Source organism: Dyadobacter sp. CY356 (assembly GCF_021440195.1).
In the GTDB taxonomy this organism is placed as follows: domain Bacteria; phylum Bacteroidota; class Bacteroidia; order Cytophagales; family Spirosomataceae; genus Dyadobacter.
Map to the genome: position 1 here is coordinate 360,541 of NZ_JAJTSZ010000006.1, position 18,772 is coordinate 379,312.

Below are 18,772 nucleotides of genomic sequence, written 5' to 3' on the forward strand. Positions count from 1 at the left end.
TTATGTAACCCATAATCTTAGTTAAACAAAAGATTAGTAACCACAGGAATTGCAAGGTCATTTTTGATCAATTTACTTGCACCGGCAATTGCCCCCTGGCCCAGAATCTTTGTAGCCGTTGGAATTAGAGCACCGGAAACTACGTTGGTACCTTCCAGAACCAAATAATCACCTGAAACAGAATAATTGCCTGCCTGGTTAATAGTCAATACATTGCCATTTGCAGTTCCGCCGCCTGTCCATGCAAATGGAGCAAGTGTGATGTTATATTTACTTTTTAGTAAACCTAATGCTGTTGCATCCAAACTTACATTAACAGTCAAATCTGCACTAAACGCACCAACGCAAAAGTTATCTTTAGGCGTCGTAATAGACAAAGAAAGTTTCGGAATGACTACAACGGTGTGCTCAACTAATTCCGATAGACAGCCGCCAAGACTCGCAATAACACCAAGTTTAATTTTATGTTCTTCCGCAGTTCCCGAATTGGTTAATTTGAATGATTTAGTCAGAGCACCCACTCCCGTTAATATGGGACTTAGCGCAACATTATCCACTGTCCAAAGGATAGAAGAAAAAGTACCGGCGACTGCATCAGGAGTCAGGGTAAATTCTTGTTCATCCAAGACGTAGTAGGTGTTGGCTTTGGACTCAGTGAAAGCCATTATAACAAATACAAAGCTCAGGCAAAGAGAGGTAATGATCTTTTTCATAACATTGATTATTTAAGGAAGATTTACGTATTGATTTTTGATTGCATTATTGGATGTATCGTCGGATAGACCCATCCTTTTCATTTTGTTGACCTTTTTTCTCAATTGAATAAAAGGATTAGTCAAACACAATTCTTAAAAGTTTTGACATAGAGGGGTCAGCATCTTTTCAATAAAGATTTCATGTATTACGTGAGAAATATTACTTGGACACTTGTAAAATTTTACGATTAAGTTTGCCACTGATATGATGGCAGATTTGAATGATTTTTTGTTGACATAAAACAAAAACCATCAACAGAAATAGCCCAATGAATCGGCTCTGGCGGAGAAAGCGTCTTTTTCATAGAAATAAAAATTTAATTGATAGGGGGAAGTTTACGTTATAATAACTTGGTAAATGCAATGTGATATTTAACTCTTGTCTATATACGCTATTAAGTTTTAGACATAAAAAGTCATCTCATTTTTCATTGTTTGAAAAATTTGCTGTAATACATTAGTCAGGTATCAGATACGAACAGATGTAATCTGCCTGTAATTGATTTTTTAAATCAATAGCTATCTAAATTGATCAATCAGGATTTTGAGAACTGTTTTCCTGTCCAGAAAAGAAATAAAACCCCGGGGGTGGGAGACTTGATGTGAAGGCGTAATTGTGTTTTCATAACGATTGATAAATTAAAGTGAGAAATATTTAGCTTGGCATTATTGTAAAGTATTCATTTTAAGGCACTAAGGCAATCGGTGGCACTATGGGCGGGTTTACGGTATTTACTGTAACCCTGGTTCTTCCTGATGGAACTGTGCAGCCGGATTTTGTAATGTCCACATAGTATTGTTTTGTGCCAACCGTTGTCAACCCGGTTGCTACAAATGGGATCTGGCCAACCAAAGTACCTAAAAGAGTGCCCTGGCGAACGGCATTGTACCAGGTATAAGTAAAATTTCCTATGCCGGCAATACTGTTCTGAATGGTCGTTGCAGCCAAATTAATTGTTCCAACATTCGTGCAGGCCGTAACATCAGAAGTCGTCGGAGCATCCGGTACACGCCGGACGTCAAACACATTTAAACCATTGCCATTCAGGGATATACCCAACAATCCAAGATCAAAATCCAATATGACGCGGTCAAATATTACGGGTGCATTGCTGTCGTCCTTCGGAGCAAAATAGGATGTAATGGCCGTGTTTCCAGTTGTCAAAAGTCCTAAAAGGTCAGCATCAAGTAAAGAACTCAAAAGCCTTAATTTACCCACAGAATTACCGCCACTATATGCCTGGATGGTCACAGCCTTTCCCACATCGATATTGGCCAATGCAGAACCTTTTGAAAAAACCACTCTGACTGCATCTCCTGAATTGGAATTTCCATTAAAGTGAAATGTCTGAATCATGTGTCCCGCAATATTTGCTCCGACAGAATTATAAGCAGACCCTGTACTTACGTCCGTATCTATTGAATTTCCGGGATTGACAATGGCAACGGAGCCCACTGTAATACCTGAAAAAGCTGTTGAGGTCACATTCGGCAACCCACAATCCGCTATGCTGAACGGGAAAGGATTAGTATCATTTGACTGATTTGGTCCATAAAAGGCGTAAAAAATATCTACCGAACCGTCCCCCAATACAGCACCAGCGGCCAGTGTAATTCTGATAGATTTAAAGTTTGACGTCGGCTTGACAGCAAAATAAATATTTCCATCTGCTGTGTAATATATTTTAGGAGTACCAGCAAGTGCAACCGGACTTGCATTTCCCGTGTTCGAAGCATATGCTGTAAACGTTAATCCAGCCCCTCCCACCAGCCCCAGCAAGCCTGCCGCAGTGGTGGTTGACTTAACGTAAACGGTTGTGTTGGCTGGCACCGCTACATCTGTTGGGCTCGAAACAAAAGCCAACTGTATCCAGGCTGATGCGCTACCCGTTACAGTGCTTAATGCAGTAGCTTTTAAGGTTGTAAATTTTGAATTCGGTTTTTTAAAACTCGCGTCCGTCGTATTTGATATTGTATTGGTAAGTGCGTTTTGGGGATTGGTTACACTTGAACTTGATATACCTGCATTTGGATTATCATTTGTTTGTGAATTTGCATACACAGCATCAGCTGGCTGGCAATAACCAACTCCTCTAAGCAATAATATAAAAGTAAAAATTAGTGGGTATAGCAGTCTGTTCATAGGCATTTACAAAATTTTATATTTTGTAGAACTATTTCTAGCTCGATACAATTATATAGAATCTTTACTACATTCCAAATTATTTCATAAAAATTTGAAAAATAATTTTGTTAACGGTAATTTCTCATAATCTCATAGCTATATTCCATAAAAATTAACGGATACTGACTGCATATCCCGCACTGCGTAAGCGGTTAAAATAATATCAAAAATGATAAAATAAGATCAGTGTGTAACATTTGACCGTATATTGGAAGCAGAAAAAATTCTATATCAACCCCAGCGTAATAACAATTCCTTAAACGCATCCTTGTATTGATCGCCTACCGAAATGTTAGTATTGCCCAGCTGAACAGTGCTTTTGGATATAGAATCTACTTTATCAATGGCTACAACAAACGACCTGTGGATACGCATAAAACGGGAAGCCGGGAGTTTTTCTTCAATAGCCTTCAGGCTGCTTAATGAAACGACTGGATGTGTTGAATTGATAAGATGAATTTTGATATAATCTTTTAGTGATTCAATGTATAAAATGTTATCAAAATCAATTCTTACCAGTTTATAATCTGCTTTTACAAATAAATATTTATCATCCTGGCTTTCAGGAACTGTTTGATTTTGAACAATTCCTTCCAAATGATTTTTGGCCTTATTTGCGGCCCGGAGAAATTCTTCATAACCGAAAGGTTTCAACAAATAATCCAGCGCATCCACCTTATATCCTTCAATGGCAAACTGATTATAGGCTGTGGTAAAAATAATTTTTGGTGCAGCATTCGTCTGGCTTAATACTCTGGCAAGCTCCATTCCATTTAATTCCGGCATTTGAATATCAAGAAATACAAGCTGGATATCTTCTGAATGAATGGCATTAAGTGCCTGGACTGCATTGGAATATTGTCCTTTAAATTCCAGAAATGCAGTCTGTTTTATAAAGGCGCTGATCAGGCCCAGGGCTAATGGTTCGTCATCTACGGCTATACAGTTTATTTTCATGACATGTCAATTTGCAATTCAATATAGAAATTATTTTCGGCCTTGTTGTCTTCAATTGTGAGCTGGTGCTTTCCGGAATATAGCAAGTCGAGTCTTCTCCTAGTATTGCTCAGGCCAATTCCGCCACTATCCATTGCCAAAGCATTTTTTTCATGGAAAACATTATTTTGAACACGAAGCTGTAATACATCATTTTCAACCTCAATTTCTACTAAAATTGAAGTCTGCTGAAAGGCACTGATTCCATGTTTGAAGGCATTTTCGATGAATGGGAGCAGCATCATCGGTGCAATCATGTAGTCCTTAATCAATTTAGGCTCATGAAAAATCACTTCCGTGCTTCCGTGAAGCCGAAGTTTCATCAGCTCGATGTAATCTTTTAAAAACGATATTTCATTGTTCAAAACCGCTTTATCACTTTGCGTTTCGTAAAGCAAATAGCGCATCATTCTCGACAATTTCAGCAATGCATCGCGCGACAAAGCGACGTCGGTAAAAGATAATGCGTAAATATTATTTAGCGTATTGAAGAAAAAATGTGGATTTATCTGCGCTTTCAAAAATGAAAGTTCGGAGCGGATCTGTTGTTTCTCCATATCTTCCCGCAGCAGCGCGTCACGCTGCCAGCGTTGAATCACGGCCAGACTGGTGCTAATACCCAAAACCAAAAGAACGGTCATCAATAAAAAACCATCCAGAAAACCTTTTCTTCCCGGTGGCTTTCTTCTTCCTATAACCTCGTCCATTTGCTCTGAAACATGAAGCAATGCATCAAAATTAAACATCAGATATAAAGCCAAAAGAACGGAGATAATCATAAAGACAGAAAACGGCAACAACTTATTTTTCAATAAATATTCCGGTACGAAATAATAGGTATTGACATAAAACAGAATAACAAGAATGCATAACTGAGCGATCTGTTTCACCCAAAACACGTTCGGCAATTTAACATTCCAGGTCAGCGGATGATAAAAAATCAAAGTATAGCCAAACAATGCCCAGGCCAGCAAATGGACAAAAATCGTTACTATCTTTTTGGATGTTCCTGTAATCATATCATTTATTTAAAGAACAACATTAACAGGATAAGAAACCAAATCAAAGTCTATCCGATGCATAGATTATTTTTCATGATAAACAGCCAATTATCTACTCCCACCCGCTTCTTTTATCTTCGCCAGTTCATCCGCCATTACTTTTACTTTGTTAGGATATTGCCCGGCCAAATTATGCTTCTCCCCTATATCTTTGCTCAAATCATATAATTGTGGTTTCGGGTCGTTTCCGAGTTCTGTGCCGGTAAGTTTGTTGAAAGATTCGCCGGTGCCTGGTTCAATATATTTCCAGTTTCCTTTTGTGAAAGAAAGTGCACCGCCCTGTGTGACAAGACTTTCGCGGCCAATTTTCTCTTTTCCGATCAGTGCGTCCATTAACTCAAAACTATCAGTCGCATCTTTGTCCTCAATCTTTTGCTGAAAAAAATGAGCGAAGGATGACAACAAATCGATCTGGCAAATTAATGCGCTTGAAACAGTTGCGGGTTTGATCACCTCAGGCCAGCGTGCAAGCCAGGGAACACGGCTGCCTCCTTCAAAAGCACTATATTTTCCACCACGTAGAACGCCGGCAGGTTTATGACCAGCTGCTAACTCAACAGCATTGTCTGCATAACCATCGTCCAGAACAGGACCGTTATCACTTGAAAAAATAATCAGTGTATTTTCTTCCAAATTAAGTGCTTCGAGCTTTTTCAGGATTTGGCCAACGGTCCAGTCCATTTGTAAAATCACATCGCCACGCAATCCCATTTTACTTTTCCCTTTAAATTCAGTACTCGGCATACGTGGCACGTGGATGTCGTTCAGTGAAAAATACAGGAAGAACGGATTCTTCTGGTTTTCTTCAATAAACTGTTCTGCCTTACTCAAAAATACATGAGCGATTTCTTCATCTGCCCATCGCGCCTGTTTTCCGCCGCTCATAAAACCGATCCTGCCAATACCGTTCACGATCGTATTATTATGCCCGTGATTTGGAGAAGATTGTAATTTCAGTAATTCAGGATTTTCTTTTCCGGTAGGCTCTTTACCAACTTTTTCCTTGTAATTAACTTCAATCGGATCTTCTTTTTCATAGCCGACAATATTGTGGTTTTCAACAAAAACGGTTGGAACCCGATCCGATGTTGCCGGAAAAAAATAGGCATAATCAAAGCCCACTTCATTCGGTCCAACCAGGAGTGGTTTGTTCCAGTTGATTTCTCTTCCGGGCGATCCTAATCCTAAATGCCATTTCCCGACAGCTCCGGTTTTATAACCAGCATTTTGAAAAACCTGTGGCAATGTAATTTTATCAACAGGGATGATCAGTGATGCATTTCCGGGCAAAACGCCTGTTCCCTTTTTCCGCCATGGATAATTTCCCGTCATCAGGGCATATCTTGAAGGTGTGCAGGTTCCGGAAGTTGCGTGCGCGTTTGTAAACTTTAAACCTTCTTTGGCAAGCCTGTCAATATTGGGTGTGCTGATTTTAGTCGCCCCATAAGAACTTAAATCTCCATAACCGAGGTCATCCGCATAGATGAAAATGACATTCGGTTTTTGTTTTTTTTGTGCAAAAGCAACGGAAGAAAATAGTATTAAGACAAAAGTTAAAATGTTAAATTGTTGATTTATAAATCGGATTGTCCGGATGATTTGCTGAGTAATTAACTTCATAAAATGCGGCTTTATTAACTTAAATGACAGGGTTCAGAGTTTAATTATTGTCAAATATAAGTGTAAAAAATAAATCCCGTGACAGGTATCAGCCGTCACGGGATTTCAATATCTTTTCAAAAATTATTTGCGGGCAGTAAGTTTTTTAATCAGGTCAACTTCTGCCTGTTTGTATGGCGTTCCGTCTTTTCTGAAAATATCATGAAACCATAGCGTTGGTTCGCCTGTATATGTTTTTTTCCAGCTATCCCATGGGTAAATGGTTTGTGATTTTCCGTCAACCAGTCCCCAGTTGATTGCGCCCACATTATATTTCATTGCAATTGGTAAAGAACCTTCAAAGAAACTGCCATTTCCACGAGACATATATTCGGTACAGATCATCGGACGGTCGTATTGCTGCAATTGTTTGATACGTTTTTCAAACTCGGTTGCATTGTCATAATTATGGAAAGAAATCACATCCGATTCGTCGATGCTGGCTTTTTCTATCGGTTTCAAAGTTTCGTGTGAAGTCCAGTCTCCTGCCCAAATGCCGGCAGTTAATGGCTGCTCAGGATTAACAGATCTTGCCCAGCCAAAAGCTTTTTTCATCAGTGGCAATACATAATCAACTTTGTTAGGAAGCTCAACTTTTCCATATGAACTGTTATTTGTATTGTCCGGCTCATTCCAGATATCCCAGGCCAAAACACGGTCGTCGCCCGCAAATTCTTTTACAACACCTTTTACATACTGTTCCAAACGAGGATATTGCGTACTGTCTTTCAATGCATTGTAACCAGGACTTTGTACCCAGCCGGAATTATGAACGCCTGGTTTTGGCGCACGTTGCGTTCCCAGTTTTGGAAAGGGATCCCAGCAGGAATCGAAGATTACAAAAACCGGCTTGATTTTATGTTTATCAGCGATGGAAAGAAAAGTATCCAGTCTTTTCAAAAATCCGGTTGAATCCTGCTGCCATAATAAATCGTGAAGATAGACACGCATCGTATTCATACCAATTCCTTCTGCCCAGCCCAATTCTTTGTTGATTGTGGCTGTATCGAAAGAAGCTTCCTGGAACATTTCAAGCTGATTAATGGCGGTACTTGGCAAAAAGTCGGCACCAACGATCCAATCCTTTTTCCCATACCACTCCTTAGCCTGCTCTTTTGTCCAGATTTCTCTGGATGCTGATTTCTGTTCTGTTGTGGCTTCTTCCTTTTTTTCTTCTGCCTTTTTCGCGCAGTTTTGGAAAGAAAGCCCGATAAGTAATGCCCAGACTGTCGTTTTTAAAAATTTCATTTATAAAGATTTAAGAGTTTTAAGTTTTTTAAGAGGTTTCACGCAAAGAAGGGAAGATAATATGCTAAGATCGTTAAGTATATTTTTTGCGTACTTTGTATTCAACTTTTCTATTTTGCGTGAAACGTTTGTAATCTTTCTTTCATTTTGAAAAAAAGGATTTTTGTTCATTTACATACTCAGTCTACTTTCCGGATAGAACAAAAAAAGCGCAAAACCAATTACGATTTTACGCTTTAAACACTAAAAATATTCTGATTATAACGCTTTCAACTCCTGAATCAAAGACTGAATTTCTTCCAATGAAGTAGCAGGAAAATTAGCAATACGAAGCTGAGAAGATTTAAACTGTCCATAACCACTGCCAATTACCATTCCTTTTGTTTTCATTGTTTTGATAATATCCGCAGACGGCTGTTCTGTATTGGCTACGATAACTGTTTGGGATCTGTATTTTTTATCTTTTACAAACGAAGAAAAACCATTCGCGCTTTCGATAAATTTATAAAGCAGATCCGCCTTTTGTTCTGTTTCCTTACGGATATTCTTTACACCAATTTTGTTAAAATCTTCTGCGATTTTGCCTAACAAATAAATCCCCATCACATTTGGTGTTGCGGGTGTTTCATTGTTTTGAGCATTCTTCCAAAGGGTCGGTAAATCATTGTGCGCACCGATTGAATATTGCTTTTTAATTTCCTCCGATTTTTTCAGACACTTTTCATTCACAATCCAGACACCAAGTCCGGCTGGCAAACCAAATGCTTTTTGAACGGAGAAAAACGCCGTATCAATTAAGTTAAAATCCAGATCAGGATATGGTGCTGACGAAACAATATCCACCGCGATCAGTTTGTCCGGATATTTCTGTTTCAGTTTATGAATTTCAGAAACCGGCATTTGCACACCAGAACTTGTTTCGTTGTGGGTTGTACAGATCAATTCAGCATACTCAGGAACAATAACCTCCGAAGCACTGAAACCCTCGCCCATTGGTTTTTCCTGACTATGCGCATATTTGCACAAGCCTAAGGAATAGTCATAGAATTTTTTCGAGAAAGAACCATTCACCAAATGAAAACTTTCCAGTTCCACACAACTAAATAAAATACGTTCCCATGCTTCTGAGGCTGAACCTAGAAAAAGTATTGCGTGTGAATCCGGAACATTCAAAAGCGTACGCAGCTGATCAACCGTGAATTTATGAAGATCACGATATTGCTGGCTACGGTGCGAAATTGAGCCCAACTGCTCACTTACAAAGGTCTGTAAATGTTTTTCAAATGTCGGGTAAAGCTGCGCGGGACCTGGAGTGAAAAAAGTTAGTGACATTTTAATATGGCTGGAAAGTGGGGATCATTATGAATGGTCAGGGGTTGTCAGGAAGTTGTAATTAGTTGTCAGGGATGGTCAGGACGTTGTCATTAATTGTCATGGGTGGTCAAGGATTGTCATTTGTCGCTGAACCCTGACTATAAATGACAACCCTTGACAAAACCTGACTACAAATGACTAACAATAAATGACCATGCCTGACTATCCATGACAATTTCCTGACTATATTACGTTAGTACAACATTCTAAAACGAATGGTACCTTCAACTTCTTTTACTTCCTGAATAAATTCTTCTGTATATCCTTTCGCGATATCTACGATTACGTAACCGATTTTCTCGTTCGTTTTCAGATACTGACCTGTGATGTTGATATTATTTTTCGCGAAAATGTTATTCAGTTTTGCTAAAACACCCGGCACGTTGGCGTGAATATGAAGCAAACGGTGAGAATCTTTCAGTTTCGGTAATTGAACCTCCGGGAAATTCACACTTCCATAAGAACTACCATTGTTCATGAATTCCAGCAATTTGGAAGGAACAAAATGCCCGATATTTTCCTGCGCTTCTTCGGTACTTCCTCCAATATGAGGAGTAAGGATTACATTTGGCAATCCGCGTAATGCGCTTTCAAAAGATTCATCATTTGTTTTCGGCTCTTTCGGGAAGACGTCAACGCCCGCTCCGGCCACTTTTCCACTTTTCACTGCTTCTGCCAAAGCTTCAATATCCACCACATGTCCGCGGGAAAGATTCATGAAAATCACGCCGTCTTTCATCAAACTGAATTCACGTTTCCCGATCAGGTTTGAATTTTCCTTCCGACCATCCACGTGCATACTGATCACATCAGCAACGGAAAGTAACTCTTCCAGAGAATTAAGTTTACGGGCATTCCCAAGCGACAGTTTTTCAACTTCATCATAAAAATACACTTCCATACCCAGAGCCTCAGCTACAACAGAAAGCTGTGTACCTATACTTCCATAACCCACCATACCCAGTTTTTTTCCACGAACTTCAAAACTTCCGTTCGCAGATTTATCCCAGATTCCGGCATGCATCTGGTTACTTTTTGTAACAATATTTCTAATCAGCAAGATCATTTCACCCACAGCAAGTTCTACCACAGAACGCGTATTGCTATATGGTGCGTTGAAAACTGCAATACCTTTTTCAGCTGCTGCTTCCAGGTCAATCTGATTGGTACCGATACAAAAGGCACCGATTGCCATCAAACGATTGGCATTTTCCAGAACTCGTTTTGTAATATTTGTTTTAGAACGGATACCTATAATAGATACATCCTTGATACGCTCACAAAGTTCATCCTCATCAAGCGCACCTTTCACAAATTCAACATTAAAACCCTGCTCTTCAAAAGCACGCAAAGCAACCGGATGAACGTTTTCAAGCAAAAGAACCTTAATCCGGCTTTTTGGATAAGACTGGCTTCTGCTTAATTTATTGTCATATAAGAAATCGTCAAAAGAAGTGGCAATATGATCTGCAACAGCTACCACTTTCGGACGCTCAACATTTTCTGTAAATGCGTAGAAACGGTTTGCGAAACCCGCTTCTTTAATCTGGTAATCCGTGTAACCGTCTCCAATGGCATAAACTTCACCTTCAAGTTTCAGAGAAGAGAGTAATTTGATCTTCCCTCCGTCTGTCGACAAAACATTTTCTTCATCGATACCAATAATGTTACCTTGCTCATCAAAACGAAATTCATTGGCATATACGTGATCCGCGCGCAGACCCAGTTCCGTTACAACCGGAATAATAAATTCTTTAAATCCGCTTGAAACAATGAAAATATGGTCTGCATTTTCGGTTAAAAACTGTTTGTTCCGTTGGAAAGAATCAGAAACTTTGGTCTTTAAAAAAGAAACCAATTCTTCAATATTGGCTCGGGTAGCCTTCAAAAGATCAATGCGCTTGTGAAGCCCTTCCGAAAAAGACATTTCCCCGTTCATACCCATATTTGTCAGGTCAGCAATTTCCTGAACAATCTTTTCACGTTGCGGATGCCCTGTCAATGCAATGGCAGCCAGTTCGTCCAGTCCTTCTACTTTCGTGAAAGTACTGTCAAAATCAATAATGATATGCGGGGGATTGAGTGTTAATGTCGGCATGAAGCAGGAGATAACTGAATAAGTATCAAATTAAAATGTGAATGTTTCAAACGGTTAAATTTGGCTGAATTCCCAATTTTGTCACAAAATTACGAATCTGTTTTCTATGACCCTAAAAAAATGTTAATCTGACGCTTTTTATTATTGTTTTCAGAATTTCGCAAAATTTATAAAAAAGGAAAATTCCTGTAAAAGTATCTGAATATCAAATTCTTATATTCATTTTAACAAAATATAACTTCAACAAAAAATCGGATAGCGTGCCTACACCTACAACAATGATTCACTTCGAAGAAATTCCAATGCCCGCAATTCTGACCAGTAATTGGTTTGAAATAAACCCGAAGGACGAAATCCGCAATGGCCTCCAAAATCAGAAATCTCCAACAAAACATGCGGAAGTGTATTGATCAGACCAACCGGAAGGCTATTTACAGGAACAATCGGATCATTGGCTGCATTGACAATTAAGGTAGGAATGGTTATATTTTTGACAAAAAACATAGCACTGCTCATTTCATAATAATGGTCGGCATTCTGAAAGCCGTGAAGCGGTGCTGTGAAAATATCATCGAAATCATATAAGGTAGCTACAAATTTGAAATCAGCAGGATTGATGTCTCCGGGAAAGTGAACCGCTTTCTGATCAACTTTGGGTTTAAGCGTTTTGAGAAATCTCGATTGATATAACCTGTTTTGAGGTTTGACAATTTCCAGGCTACAAGCTTTCAAATCCATTGGAACACTAAAAACAACCGTTTTTTTTATTCCCGGATCAATACCGGCCCCCTTTTCTCCTAAATATTTAAGTGTCAGATTTCCACCAAGGCTGAAACCCAATAAATCGACATGGGTATATCCTTTTTCAAAAACGTGTTGAATAACAAGATCCAGATCTTCGGTAGCGCCGCTGTGATAAAAACGTGAAGTTTTATTCATTTCACCACTGCAACTGCGAAAATTCCAGGCCAGACAATCATAACCCTGCGCATTCAGAAAGCGTACCATACCTAAAATATATTGGCGGGTACTATTTCCTTCCAGTCCGTGCGAAAGAATTACCAAATTATTTTTACCCTCAAAATCCGGTTTTTTCGGTGCCAGTGACCAATCCAGATCCAGGAAATCCTGGTCTGGTGTAACAATACGTTCCCTTTGATAATGCACAGAATTGATAATTCTGAAAAGTGCCGGATAAACGGTTTGCAAATGGCCGTTTGGAAGCCAAAAAGGAGGTTTATGATTAGAAGTTCTGATTACAGGCATGCTGACGCTTCGTACATTTAAATAGGAAACAAAGAAACTGTTATATGTCCCGGAAGCCAAAATTTTCAAAATAAATTTAAAATCAGCTATCCCTTTTGAAGAATTATCAACGCCCGCCACATAGTCTACAACTCCTATCGGAGAATATTAAATTTTACTTTTTCTAAATAAAAATATTTTTTTTCTTGTATATCCAAAAGACGTTCGTATATTTGGTCTTCAAAATATATAAGAACAATACTAATGGCAGAAGGTACAGTAAAATTTTTCAATGATTCCAAAGGATTTGGTTTCATTTCTCCATCTAATGGAGACCAAGACATTTTCGTTCACGTTTCAGGTCTTCAAGACGATATCCGTGAAAATGACAAAGTGTCTTACGAAGTAGAAAATGGCAAAAAAGGTCTAAACGCGGTTAACGTTAAAGTTATCTAAGTTTAATCATACTATCATTTGGAAAGCCTGATATCGCGATATCAGGCTTTTTTTGTACTCTGATCGTTTTTTCGATTAGTTATCATCTCGAATATTCAATGAATCAGCATTAGACGGAGTATTTATCATACTGATTTATTCAAAAACATAAAAAACCGGGGAATTAATTATCATGGCTAATAGATTAATTCACCCGGCACTTATTATTTTTTATATTTTCTCGGCATCCATTTCGAATCCGCCGTTTCAGCCTGCCAGCTTGTGGGCAATTGCATGTTTACACTCTTACTTTCAATAGCCGCTTTGTATGGTATAACTCTTGGATCTTTGGCATCTAGCAGTTCACTCATATATGGAATCTGGGTATTGCCAAGCGTTAAAATATAATTTACGTCCAGAAACTGCGCATAATTTGGATTATACCAGGTAATCAGACGATCCCAATCCACGACGCCAAAAGATGTGAAGACAAAATAAAGCACCCAGGCATTTTGTCTTAGCAAATACCAGTTTGTTTTCACCCTGTAAATTTTAATCAGTGTTAAATACAAACCGATACTTGTCAATAACATACCTATGAAAACACATATACGCTTGTATGTCAACCCGAAAGCATCTACATAAAGAATATTTTTATAGCAGGTAAAAAGTATCAGCAAACCATTCAGTATAATCCAGATTGTGGCAAATTTTACCAGCCTGTCTTTCTTGTTATAAAAATTTTGATTTTCACGGAAGTAATACATAATCAGCACGATAGCCGCACCTATACTCAACATAAGCACCTCAAAACCCTGGTGGACCTGGTCGGAATGCCCGATCGGATGATAATTTAATGACGGAAAAAATATCTGTGAAATATTAAAAACCAGGAACGCAGCGATGAGGGTGTTGAGCATAATGAACATGATCACGCCCTGTTTGTTTTCATATGTCAAACCAAGAATGGGAAACCATCTTCCTTTTACTTTCTCATATTGCCTTTTCAGCAGATTTGGCTTCGATGCGTCCCAGGCAACAAGCGGACCTGGGTTGCCCGGAAAAAATAATGGACAGATAATGATTAAACCAAATAAAGTGTAGGCGATAATTCCTCCATCAAACTCCCAATCCGGAAAATTAATTGTTAGAAAAAAATCCGGGTTTACAGCTCCGTATAAAAAATAAAAAACAGCTGTGACCGTGATCGGTGCGATATAGAGAGAAGTTTTCCTGAATGCAAGGAAAGAACTGTTCGATTTGAAAATCACGTGAAGCAAATCAACAAATCCACTGTAAACCGTTATGATAAAACTGTAAAAGAAGCTCCGGTACAGGCTGTTGATAATGGCTATCGGCAAGCTGCTCCTTACGTAAACAACATATCCTGCCAGTGTGTAAAAAGATAAATTGTAAATGGCTGTGCTCCATGGATAACTATGCAAGGCAACGGAAAGTGCAGAGATCAGATGGCCTGAGGCTGCGAGCCACCACAATTTTTCATTGTTCAATCCATGAAATAATGTGACTACGGCAATAGTCAAAGCGGAAAACAACAATGCGTTGACTCCTGTGCCGAGCTCGTAAAATAGATAAGTGTGAAGTGCGGATAAAATAATCCAGAGCAGATAAGTACGAATTTTCGTCATGATTTATACATTTTAAAAGTACTTTGAATTACAAAGTAAATGTATTTAAAGTTATAAATACAAGACTGGTTGAATATTTATTTATAAAAAAGGACGTGATCATAGAAATGACCACGCCCATCAACATTATTTTTTATCTGATTTTTATCTTGCCACCTCAATCTTAAACTTTTTTCCTTTCATTTTTTCTTCCGAAATCAGGCTCAACATGGATTTTACCTGGCTTTTTCTGACAGCAGCGAAGGAGATATTATCTTTCACTTCAATCAGTCCAAGATCCTGTTTTTCAAGTTTTCCTTTCTGGATTAAAAAGCCTACAATGTCCATTTTATTCAGCTTGTTTTTCTTTCCTCCACTGATATAAATCGTTGTCCATTCGGATGGGGCTGGTAATGTAAACTTCGCGGGCAGATCCAGAACCTGAGGTTTTCTTACAATATATTCAGGTAAAACATCGTCAGAATTCAATAAAATATAAGCTGTTCCTTCTGTCAGCATACGGGCGGTGCGACCGTTGCGGTGCCTGAATTCGTCTGCTTTTAACGGAAGCTCAAAATGTATAACGTGTTTCATATCAGGTATATCCAGACCACGAGCCGCCAGGTCCGTCGCTGCAAGATATAACGTAGATCCGTTTCGAAAACGAATTAAAGTACGCTCCCTGTCTTCCTGTTCAAGTTTGCCGTGAAAATAGGCGCAATCAATTCCCTCTTCTTTTAAGATAGTACTTAGCCGTTCCACCGATTCGCGGAGATTGCAGAAAATCAGCGTTGATTCTGAACCCAGAAAGCTCAAAAGCTGAACCAGCTTTTCAGTTTTATCTTTTTTGTCAGACAAAACTAGTTTTACTGTCAGGCCGCTTTCCTGATTTTTATTGGCAATAAAATCCAGCACAACAGGATTTTTCACACCTGTAAACGAAGGAACTTTCGAACCTTCGGTAGCTGATACCAGAATTCTTTTTTTCAGTCCGCGCAGGTTGCCCATAATCTCGGACATTTCATCCTGAAAACCCATTTCCAGAGACTTATCAAATTCATCCAGAATAAGCGTTGTAATTTTTCTGGTTGTAAAAGTCTTTCTGAAAATATGGTCCATTAATCTTCCCGGGGTTCCAATTAACAGTGCCGGAGCTTCACTAAGGCTTCTAATTTCAGTCTGCATATCGTGGCCACCATAACAGCAGGTCACTTTAAAACCGGTTGACATTTTCCTCCATACTGATTCAATCTGCAATGCCAACTCCCTTGTTGGCACAATGATAATGCATTGAACCTCTGATATATCCCTTTGCAAAACCGACATAATCGGAAGTAAAAACGCAAGTGTTTTACCTGAACCTGTCGGGGATAACAAAAGTATTTCTGAATTTTCCTGAATCGCAGTATTTGCTTCCTGCTGCATTTCATTTAACGCAGCGATTCCCAGCCCTGATAGCGTGGTTTCTAAATTTTCCTGATTTGACATATCACAAAGGTACTTTGTTCTTCGGCCAAATCCGTATAGTAATCATTATTTCACTTTTACGGTGCCTTTAAATTCCTGCTCCTGATTGTATAAAACCAGTCCAAGCAGTTTCCACTGATGAAATCCGGTTACCTGATAACTGACAATCCCATTTTCCATCAAGGCAGAAGTTAATCCCGGGCTCCATCCATGTCCGGAAATCAGTCCGGATACCAGAATCTTTGAGGATAATTGTCCCGTGTAAGTTGAATCTTTTGTATAAATGTAACTGAGATCCAAATGATAGGAAATTGCATTTTCCAGATTCTTTATTCCAACGGCTTCATTTTGTTTCATTTGATATCCTTTGTCCTGATCACTCACCACCGATCCTTTTATAAAAGAAAAAACGCCAATGACAAAAATGATGGTTGAAACCATGCCCATTTCTTTCAGAAACAATTTTAAGGCGCCGAATGCGATTAAAAGAAACCAAACAAGCATTCCGATATTGAATAAAGACCATAAAAGGTAAATCATTAATAAACTGATTAGAGAGGTTAGAAAAAGTAAAGCAGCCGGATGACCAGCTGCCTTTACTTTTCAGATTGAAAAAATCTATTGCGGAAGTCTGTCCCTTCCCTGACGCTCAAACATCCACTGCGGATACTCGGTATTGAGCATGCTGATATCATACAATTGCGCAAGATCGGACTGGGATAATGAAACAGTTGTCGCTGCGATATTATCTTTCAATTGTTCCGGTTTTTTAGCACCGATAATTACACTTGTCACACTTTTTTGATGCAACAACCAGGCTAATGAAATCTGAGCGACTGAAACACCATGAGATGCTGCAATGGGCTGAATCACGTCAATAATATCGTATGCCTTTTCTTTATCGATCGGCGGGAAATCAAAATTATCACGACGGTTATCTCCCGAAGTTTCGTTGTTTCTGGTATATTTCCCTGAAAGAAAACCTCCTGCCAGTGGGCTCCAAGGCATTAGGGCCAGGTTTTGATCCTCCATCATCGGAATAAGTTCACGTTCCAGATCCCGGCCTGCTATGGTATAATAATGCTGACAGGCTACAAATTTTGTCCAGCGATTTTTTTCTGCAATTCCATTTGCTTTCATGATTTGCCAGGCTGCGTGGTTACTCACGCCCAGGTAACGCACTTTTCCGGAACGGACAATATCTTCCAATCCACGCATGGTTTCTTCCAGCGGAGTATAGGCGTCTACACCGTGAATATAAAAAAGATCAATATGATCCATATCCAGACGGCGCAAACTGTCATTTACAGAATCCATAATATGCAGTCTCGACAAACCGATCTGATTCGCACCGGGCGCCATTCTGCCTCTGGCTTTGGTGGCTACAACAACCTCACTCCTATTGATTCCCAGATCTTTAAATGACTTACCAAGTATTTCCTCCGACTTACCATAGGAATAAACGTTGGCTGTATCAAAGAAATTAATTCCGCTGTCGAAAGCTGTTTTTACTAATGCATTTCCTTCTTCCTGTTGAAGTTTACCAATGGCTTCCCAATATCCATCACCACCAAAAGTCATGGTACCGAAACATAATTCCGAAACCAGGACACCGGTATTTCCTAAAAACTTATATTTCATGATAGTTTGTTTTTGAATAAATACGATTACTGGCTTAAAATTAAGGTTTATTTCAGGAGGGCAATGTTATTGTTTGAACAAATCTTTTAAAGCGATTCAGCTAATTGTAGCAACCTCCTAATACAGTCTTTTAATCAAAGTTTGATTAAAAGACTTCAAAAGATGAATTTTCAATATTTTTTGAAATAAAGTCTTTAATTTCAGATCATATATACCCGAATAACTATTCTCATGCTCCACTCTCCTTTTAAATCCAGCTTAAACAAGATGAAGAAAGCTGTCGTTATTGCATTTGTTTTTATGTTAAGCGCAATCCATGTTAACGCCCAGGTAAAATTTACGGAAGGGGTAATAATTTTTAAAGTTGATTCTATTTTGTCACATAAACGACCAATAGATTCTTCGAGTGTTTCTGTGAGTGAAATCAGGTTATATAAGAAAAACAATTTACGTAGAATGGATATTATAAGTCCGTCTACTCCTGATTCAATGTCTTCCTTTACAATTACACAAATTTTAAATGAAAAAGGAATGTACTTAGTGATTGATTCTCCGTTATTAAATTCTTTAAGGAAATCAGCTTCTTTTGAGACAATTGAAGAGCTTGAACAAAGACCAGCCCACTTTGCAATAAGTGGCAAAATTACTCACTGCACGTACAGAGAAACTTTTAAAAAAGTTATAGTTTTAGGAACTCAGGCTGAAACAGTTTATCGGGTAGAAAAAGATCCTGATAGAACCTGGAAACTATTAGTAGCGAAAAATATTGATACTTCTTTTAGCCTTTTCCTACCCGAATATCAAAAGTTGACAGGAACTCCCCTTGAATTTTATTTTGACGATAATAATATCGAATTATTACATCTCAAAGCCCAAAGTATCACAGAAAAACCTATTGATGATGCTCTTTTCACAATAGGTCCGGAGTTTGATATTCTTCCAGCTGAAACTAAAATATCTCCCTCTAAAACAAATTAAAG

The 18,772-nt window shown here is 38.7% G+C and carries 15 protein-coding genes; 2 read left to right on the top strand and 13 right to left on the bottom strand.

The genetic code is table 11. From position 1 onward, the window contains the following. Positions 1 to 17 precede the first annotated feature (17 nt). The 9 genes from LXL81_RS20445 to LXL81_RS20485 form a co-directional block, all read right to left on the bottom strand. Positions 18 to 713: a hypothetical protein gene (locus tag LXL81_RS20445; protein ID WP_234648622.1), complete on the bottom strand. Its 696-nt coding sequence runs from the start codon at positions 711 to 713 to the stop codon at positions 18 to 20. A gap of 727 nt (positions 714 to 1,440) precedes the next feature. Further along, positions 1,441 to 2,898 carry a hypothetical protein gene (locus LXL81_RS20450; RefSeq protein ID WP_234648623.1) on the bottom strand — a complete coding sequence of 486 codons (1,458 nt, stop codon included), beginning with the start codon at positions 2,896 to 2,898 and terminating at the stop codon, positions 1,441 to 1,443. 273 nt (positions 2,899 to 3,171) lie between these two features. Beyond that, positions 3,172 to 3,897, bottom strand: coding sequence for a LytTR family DNA-binding domain-containing protein (locus LXL81_RS20455; RefSeq protein WP_234648624.1), 726 nt, complete (start codon positions 3,895 to 3,897; stop codon positions 3,172 to 3,174). Next, a complete protein-coding gene (locus LXL81_RS20460; RefSeq protein WP_234648625.1) occupies positions 3,894 to 4,955 on the bottom strand; it encodes a sensor histidine kinase in 1,062 nt (353 codons plus the stop codon). The genes LXL81_RS20455 and LXL81_RS20460 overlap by 4 nt, the downstream gene beginning before the upstream one ends. Before the next feature lie 90 nt (positions 4,956 to 5,045). Continuing rightward, on the bottom strand, positions 5,046 to 6,617 hold the full coding sequence (locus LXL81_RS20465) for an arylsulfatase (protein WP_234648626.1): 1,572 nt from the start codon (positions 6,615 to 6,617) through the stop codon (positions 5,046 to 5,048). A 123-nt stretch (positions 6,618 to 6,740) separates the two neighbouring features. Beyond that, on the bottom strand, positions 6,741 to 7,904 hold the full coding sequence (locus LXL81_RS20470) for a cellulase family glycosylhydrolase (protein ID WP_234648627.1): 1,164 nt from the start codon (positions 7,902 to 7,904) through the stop codon (positions 6,741 to 6,743). Between the two features lie 258 nt (positions 7,905 to 8,162). Further along, positions 8,163 to 9,236 carry an aminotransferase class V-fold PLP-dependent enzyme gene (locus LXL81_RS20475; RefSeq protein WP_234648628.1) on the bottom strand — a complete coding sequence of 358 codons (1,074 nt, stop codon included), beginning with the start codon at positions 9,234 to 9,236 and terminating at the stop codon, positions 8,163 to 8,165. A 235-nt stretch (positions 9,237 to 9,471) separates the two neighbouring features. Then, positions 9,472 to 11,376 carry a phosphoglycerate dehydrogenase gene (serA, locus tag LXL81_RS20480; RefSeq protein ID WP_234648629.1) on the bottom strand — a complete coding sequence of 635 codons (1,905 nt, stop codon included), beginning with the start codon at positions 11,374 to 11,376 and terminating at the stop codon, positions 9,472 to 9,474. A gap of 270 nt (positions 11,377 to 11,646) precedes the next feature. Next, positions 11,647 to 12,642 carry a YheT family hydrolase gene (locus LXL81_RS20485; protein WP_234648630.1) on the bottom strand — a complete coding sequence of 332 codons (996 nt, stop codon included), beginning with the start codon at positions 12,640 to 12,642 and terminating at the stop codon, positions 11,647 to 11,649. A gap of 243 nt (positions 12,643 to 12,885) precedes the next feature. Here LXL81_RS20485 and LXL81_RS20490 point away from each other — a divergent pair, with 243 nt between their 5' ends. After that, entirely contained in the window at positions 12,886 to 13,077 is a 192-nt protein-coding gene (locus tag LXL81_RS20490) for a cold-shock protein (RefSeq protein ID WP_090339609.1), read from the top strand. Positions 13,078 to 13,280: 203 nt separating this feature from the next. Here LXL81_RS20490 and LXL81_RS20495 read toward each other — a convergent pair whose 3' ends face one another. The 4 genes from LXL81_RS20495 to LXL81_RS20510 all read right to left on the bottom strand — a co-directional run bounded on the left by LXL81_RS20495 (position 13,281) and on the right by LXL81_RS20510 (position 17,792). After that, the gene (locus tag LXL81_RS20495) at positions 13,281 to 14,705 is read right to left on the bottom strand and encodes a DUF4173 domain-containing protein (protein WP_234648631.1); all 1,425 of its coding nucleotides are present in this window, start codon (positions 14,703 to 14,705) and stop codon (positions 13,281 to 13,283) included. A gap of 144 nt (positions 14,706 to 14,849) precedes the next feature. Further along, on the bottom strand, positions 14,850 to 16,172 hold the full coding sequence (locus LXL81_RS20500; protein ID WP_234648632.1) for a DEAD/DEAH box helicase: 1,323 nt from the start codon (positions 16,170 to 16,172) through the stop codon (positions 14,850 to 14,852). A gap of 45 nt (positions 16,173 to 16,217) precedes the next feature. Continuing rightward, positions 16,218 to 16,691: a hypothetical protein gene (locus LXL81_RS20505; RefSeq protein ID WP_234648633.1), complete on the bottom strand. Its 474-nt coding sequence runs from the start codon at positions 16,689 to 16,691 to the stop codon at positions 16,218 to 16,220. A gap of 78 nt (positions 16,692 to 16,769) precedes the next feature. After that, positions 16,770 to 17,792, bottom strand: coding sequence for an aldo/keto reductase (locus LXL81_RS20510; protein ID WP_234648634.1), 1,023 nt, complete (start codon positions 17,790 to 17,792; stop codon positions 16,770 to 16,772). Positions 17,793 to 18,059: 267 nt separating this feature from the next. Between LXL81_RS20510 and LXL81_RS20515 the strand changes: the two genes are divergently transcribed. Then, a complete protein-coding gene (locus LXL81_RS20515; protein WP_234648635.1) occupies positions 18,060 to 18,770 on the top strand; it encodes a hypothetical protein in 711 nt (236 codons plus the stop codon). Positions 18,771 to 18,772 lie beyond the last annotated feature (2 nt).